A 5984-nucleotide genomic window follows, 5' to 3' on the forward strand; every position below is an offset into this window, starting at 1 on the left:
CCGCCGCTGGCTACATTGCTGATTACCTTGTTGCCCGCATTGATACCGCTGTTTGTAAGGGATATACCGCTTGACGTCATGGTAATGCTGTTCGCATCGATAGTCGTCACATCGGATCCGCTCGTAAACATGGCCTTTGTAAGATGATTGAGAACGGGGTTGAGTGAATAGGTAAAACGGTTTCCCGTTTTATTGATAACCAGATTATCTCCTGCTTGTAACAATACGCTATCGTTATTGCCTATTCGTGTTTCCTCCGTATCGCCCGTGCGAACCCCCAACCCTGAGCCCATAGCCTTTATCTTCCAACCTGCAGAATTGACCGCCGTGTTGATGGCTGAAGCCACATTGTTGGCATCGGCCAGACCCGTACCGGCTGATGCACTCGTACCGTTCATCGTAATATTTTGTATATTGGGCGTAATAGTCAGATTTCTGCCGACTGCCGACGTCTTAATATATGTATTATCGCCCTTAATGCCAAGGGTGCTTTTTGCCAAGTTCACATCGCTCGTTCCCGTATTTCCGGCAAAGCCGAGGTTGACAGACTTTAACTGAGCCACATTGACTGCATCCGTGTCCGCCGAACCGGCAGAGACACCGATGATTTGTCGCGAAAACCCGTTGCCGCCGATCGAAACGGCCCCGTGGTTGGACATAATAGCCCGGCCGGTAAGCCCTGCATACTTATCGGTTTTATTATCATTGGCATCGTAGCCGGTAACGCCCGGGGCTCTGTTTGCCATAGAGCTGTTACCGATAGCAACGCCGTCAATAGCGGTAACGCTCGTACCGTTACCGATAGCTACCCCGTTATCCGCCGATACGCTGTTACTGTAGCCGATAGCTACGGAACCTTCATTAGAGGACCTGGCATGGTCACCGATAACGACGGAACTTGCTCCTGTCGCCGTAGCCCCCTTGCCGATGGCAACGGAATTAGTCACGGCTTGAGCTGCCGTGCCCACACTGGCTCCGTCACCGATAGTTACGGCCGAAGCACCGTAACTCTTTGCACCCTTACCGATGGTCACGGCTCCGGCACTCGGGTGTGCTTGCGTACCGGCCGTCGTCCCGTCGCCGATGGTCACTGTCGAAGCGCCGTAGCTACCGGTCCCTTTACCGATGAGAACAGCCTGTGCCCCTGATAAAGTAGCTCCGTTGCCGAGAACCACATTGTTCGAGGCATAGGCGTCGTTCGCTGCGATCCCCTTACCGATCAAGATGTTATTGGTACCCTTATTGAATAAATTCTGACCGATGAGAACACCTTCTCTATTTAGATTCATAATTTGTGAACCCAGGAGTACGGACCGCTCTCCGTCACTGTTTCCGGTGATACTGTGACCGATGCCGATGCTTTCATCTCCGGAAACTCCGACAGCTCCGCCTATAGCTACGCTGTTTAAGCCGCTGGCACCGTTATTGTCTCGGTTATTGTTTTCCGTCGATTTTACCGATACGTAGTGAGTCTTGGCTTTATCAATCGCCGTGTATACAGCGCCTGCCGTGACAAGGCTGTTACCGTTTTGAATGACAGCCGTTGTCTTGGGCGTAAAGGTCAGCGTGACTCCTTCATTGGTGTTCAATGCTTGTATTTCAAGTTTATCCTTATCCGTAGATTTAGCAACCAGGGCTTGATTCGCCAATATATAATCACTGGCACCGTTTGCCGTGTTTTCGTTATAAGCCTTTACCCTCGAGCTTACGGAACGAAGCTGAGCCACGTTGACTGCATCCGTATCGGCATTACCGGCAGCTACGCCCGTAATCTGACGGGTCTTTTGACCCGTGCCGATAGCTAAGGCCCCCAGGCCGGATGTAAAGGCACCGGTCGTTCCCGCATAAGAATTATCCCGAAGTGCAGTCATGTTATATCCGCTTACGCCGGCTCCTTTATCCGCTACGGAATAAGAACCCAAAGCAATGCCGTCAGCCACTTTTACGGTTGTAGCCGTCGACGCTTGATTCGAGTTGCCGATGGCAATGCCTCGATCTGCATTACCGGCAACCGTCGCGAAAGTACCGAGGGCCGTCCCGTAGTTAGATCCCACGCTGGCACTGTTGCCGATGGCCTGGGCATCGTTACTGGTTGCAGAGCTGTTCACCCCTACAACGACACTCCGGGCTCCCGACGCAGTCGCCGCCGCACCGACGGCGATGGCCTTTTCACCTGTCGCCTTAGCACCGAAGCCGTTATTGTTACTTCCCAAGGCTAAAGCCCCTGCACCGGATGCTTCCGATAAACCGCCGATGGCTGTTGCATAGACTCCCGATGCTTTAGCACCTAAAGCACTGTCATCTTGAGCCCCGCCTATAGCTGTTGCTCCCATTGCCGTTGCTTGTGTACTACGACCGATGGCAATGGATGAATTCCCCGATGCATTAGCCCCATAACTGCTAGGCGTAGCCGGATTGCCGCCAGCATAACCGGTGCCGATAGCCAGAGCGAACTGCCCACTTGCCGAAGAGGACGAACCGATAGCGGCACTGTATTCACCATTGGCTGTCAAATCACGACCCAGAGTAACCGCCGAGCCTCCTGTAGAATTATTCCTAAGCCCGACTGCAACAGCGTTATCCGTCATTGCCTGAGATGATTCCCCCATAGCAACAGAGTTTTTTCCTTTTGCAAAAAGATCGCGGCCGACAGCTACACTCCATGTGCCGTTGGCAACAGCCTTCGTACCGACTGCAACGGCCTCTATCCCCATAGAACGAGTCTGATAGCCTACAGCTAAAGAATTTTGTCCCTTCGCATAAGCATTATTCGTAATGCTTACCGCATTGCCGGCAATAGTTACATTCTGAACTCCCGGAGCATTCGTGCCGCCGACAGCCGTCGATCCGTCACCTTCCGCATTGGCATTGGCACCGATAGCCGTACCGGGGCCCACATTGGCCTTCGCATTCGTACCGATAGCCGTACCGTACGTACCGCCGGCAGAAGCCCCGCTACCGAAGGCCGATGTATAAATATCAGATGCTCGTGCCCCTACACCGACAGCCAGTGCAAAAGAAGCGGATGCGTTAGCATTTTGCCCGAAGGCTGAACCGGAGATTCCTGTAGCCTTAGCCCCATCACCGACAGCCGTTGTAGAATTATTGGTCGCTTGAGCGGTATTTCCTACGGCTACAGAACCGGTACCCGAGGCTTTGGTCGTCACGCCTATAGCGACGGAATTGCCGCCGGTTGCCATAGCGTTGTTACCGCCCGCAAAGGAATTGTTTGCTGCCGTTGATGAAGAACCGACAGCCGTACCGGCAACGCCGGTTACTGTAGCATTGCTACCCAGCACGGATGCCGATGCCTGATTGGTACTTGCACCGGATCCGACAACGGTAGAATCCGTACCGGTAGCGGAAGCATTGGCACCTACAGCTGTCGCTTTAGTATTGGAGGCATTGGTGCCAAAGCCTACGGCCAAGGTGCTGTCACCGTCAGCAAAACTATGTGCCCCAATTGCCGTTGCCGGATGCACTTCTTTATTAGGCCAGATGCCGGTCAGGGGACGACCATATGCCTTGGCATCGGAGCCGATAGCAATAGACTTATTTTCAGTCGATTTCGCCGCTCTGCCTATAGCCATCGAGTTTTCTCCACTTGCACTAGCTCCTGACCCAATCCAGAGTGCACTAAGCACACCTTCACCGCCGGGAGGTGCCGCCTGTACGGCACTGCTTCCCGCCAATACGGCAAATGCCACCAAGGCCGTGGCTACCGACTTCTTACCGCTTGTATTCTTCGCATACTCGGATACGACAATATAACATTGCCGCGACTTACTCCAAACAATCTTAAAAATCTTGTTCATATAGCTACCTCTGGTAATATTTCCCTAATTTTAGTTTTAGTATTTATAGCAATTTATATAATATTATATATATATGAGTGAATACAACTAAAAGTTCATAATATCCTCATATCAATATAAAAAAATCATTATTCTTTTTACGGAATCATTATTTTTAAATTTAATTTTCGTTACATCTGAAAGTTTTACATCCGTTTTTTTCATTTTCTTGTCTCTTTTGCGTGGTTTTCTCTTTATTTGTGATTCTTTTGTAACATTTAAGTATGATGAATTTATATCGTTAACGGCGGCTTATGTTTAGCGTTAATAAGGTGCCGCCATGATACTCTATAAGAAATTTTTAGTCCCCATTTGTTATTTTTTATACACAAAAAGAAGGATTTAAGAAATATTTGAAGAAGTATATATATGAGTTCTCTTTTCAAACTCCTTATGTTCTCGTGAATAAAATCGACCTGTTTTTTGCCTTATATGAGTAGAGGGGATAAACGAAAGGAGGGTTGCCCTTGTCGGAGTTTCTCAGAACGCTTACCAAAGAACGCCTTATCTTTTGGATTAGCCGTTTATTCCGGTTTTTAACGGATCGAAAGCCCTATTTTCTCTGCGGACGCGCGGCCCGCTGTCCCTGCCCTGTCGGCGGCGGTGCCACGGTTATGGGTCTGGCCGTAGGCGATACGATTCGTTTTTCCATGGACGGGGACAAAAAGAAGTCCCCCTCCCGTACAGCTTAGACTCATCATCCGTGCAGCTGTATAAACTCTTATATGTCAACGGTCTTTTATTCCCCCTCCAAGATCCGTGACACTTTATAACTTCGTATATTCATTCCGGCCGACACCGGCGGTTTCAACCTTACCGCTCTACGCCACCCGTCGTCACGGGATTCGGCGGTATGAATAAGCGATTTTCATCTACTCGTTTAAGGAGGTCCCGTATATGGCAACAAAACAGGCACTGGCAAGTAAGTTACAACTCACCGTTTCGTATACAGACGAGGCGGGTAAGAAAAAAACACGCACCCTTAATTTTTCTTCCCTTAAAGCCGATGCCGACTCCGGCAACGTCTTAACAGCCGCCAACGCTCTCGCATCCTTACAGGCTGATGCTTTGGACGGAGTGAAAGAAACGGTTCAGTACGAAATAACGGCGTAATTCATAAGGAGGATCTACCATGATTACTAAATCGGAAACGAAAACTTTAATCTTATCCTTTGCCGACAATGCAGGCAAAAAAGTCAACTACACCTTGCAGCGACCGAAGGCCGACTTGGACAAGGAGAGCGTTGATAAGGCCGTTGCCGACATCTTAAACGCTAAAGTATTCGCCACTGAAACGGGCGACTTATCCTCCCTGCAGGAAAGCCGAATTGTAACCCGCAAGGTCGAAACCTTCGCATAAGAAAGAGACTGTATCTGCGACTCTTTCGAAAAGAGAACATCTTGTAACGAAAGAAGTGATTATTCATGCAAGCCCATTGGGATACGACAGCGTGTATCCGTCATGCACGCCGCGGTTGTACTGAATCGAAAGAACGACTCCTCACTCGATATACACCCTTGATTTTGAGTCAAGTTCGTCGTTACGCTTCTTCCTTCCCCACTCATGCCGACGCTTACCAGACAGCCGTGACAGCAGCATTGCATTGCATCATGGCCTGTCCCTTAGACGGCGACAAGCCTTTCGCTTATTATTTGAAAGCTTTTGTTCGTCAGGCCTTACGACGTGAACATCTGGCCGCCTGTCGCGACCGTTTCTACACGGCCGTTTCCGTCTTGACAACGGACGGAGAGGAAACGGACCTGCCGGAGGTAACCGATCCGAATCCTCTGAGCAGACCGGAAGAGTCCTTTATTCTTCGTCATGACGACCAAAAGGCCTTGCTCAATCATTTGACTCACGAAGAAAGGTATGTTCTCGTCCATTGCTGCATAGAGGGCTTTACGGAAACGGCCGTCGCCCGTCGCCTCGGCTGTAGTCAGGCTAAGGTAAGCCGTCGTCTGCACAAGGCTAAGGAAAAGGTTCGGTCCGCCTGTCGTGCCAAGATATAGCTGTATCCTTGCAAAATATCATCACTTTTCGTATAAGAACGTAAAAGGAAGCTCTCACGGTTCCGCACCCGGAGAGCTTCCTTTTTTGCAAAAAATCTCCCTTGCCTAAACAAGGGAGAT

5 protein-coding genes are annotated in these 5984 nt (G+C 50.0%); 4 read left to right on the forward strand and 1 reads right to left on the reverse strand.

Annotated elements, in window-relative coordinates; all coding sequences use genetic code 11:
• The coding region (locus HMPREF9429_RS03075; protein ID WP_006941539.1) for an ESPR-type extended signal peptide-containing protein at positions 1–3815 on the reverse strand (3815 nt) is incomplete at its 3' end.
• A gap of 506 nt (positions 3816–4321) precedes the next feature.
• On the opposite strand from HMPREF9429_RS03075, the gene HMPREF9429_RS03080 reads away from it, so the two are divergent.
• The 4 genes from HMPREF9429_RS03080 (at position 4322) to HMPREF9429_RS03095 (ending at position 5864) form a co-directional block, all read left to right on the forward strand.
• Complete coding sequence (locus HMPREF9429_RS03080) at positions 4322–4546, forward strand: hypothetical protein (RefSeq protein WP_006941541.1); 225 nt, start codon at positions 4322–4324, stop codon at positions 4544–4546.
• Positions 4547–4751: 205 nt separating this feature from the next.
• Positions 4752–4967: a DUF1659 domain-containing protein gene (locus HMPREF9429_RS03085; RefSeq protein ID WP_006941542.1), complete on the forward strand. Its 216-nt coding sequence runs from the start codon at positions 4752–4754 to the stop codon at positions 4965–4967.
• Between the two features lie 19 nt (positions 4968–4986).
• Positions 4987–5214, forward strand: coding sequence for a DUF2922 domain-containing protein (locus HMPREF9429_RS03090; protein ID WP_006941544.1), 228 nt, complete (start codon positions 4987–4989; stop codon positions 5212–5214).
• Between the two features lie 65 nt (positions 5215–5279).
• Positions 5280–5864 (forward strand): sigma-70 family RNA polymerase sigma factor, encoded by a 585-nt coding sequence (locus tag HMPREF9429_RS03095; RefSeq protein ID WP_006941546.1) that lies wholly within the window; start codon positions 5280–5282, stop codon positions 5862–5864.
• The last annotated feature ends 120 nt before the right edge of the window (positions 5865–5984 follow it).

Source organism: Megasphaera micronuciformis F0359, assembly GCF_000165735.1.
Lineage (GTDB): Bacteria > Bacillota > Negativicutes > Veillonellales > Megasphaeraceae > Megasphaera > Megasphaera micronuciformis.

Coding starts and splice junctions, on each gene's coding strand:
- HMPREF9429_RS03085 (WP_006941542.1), top strand. CDS start 4,752: ATGGCAACAAAACAGGCACTGGCAAGTAAGTTACAACTCACCGTTTCG.
- HMPREF9429_RS03090 (WP_006941544.1), top strand. CDS start 4,987: ATGATTACTAAATCGGAAACGAAAACTTTAATCTTATCCTTTGCCGAC.
- HMPREF9429_RS03095 (WP_006941546.1), top strand. CDS start 5,280: ATGCAAGCCCATTGGGATACGACAGCGTGTATCCGTCATGCACGCCGC.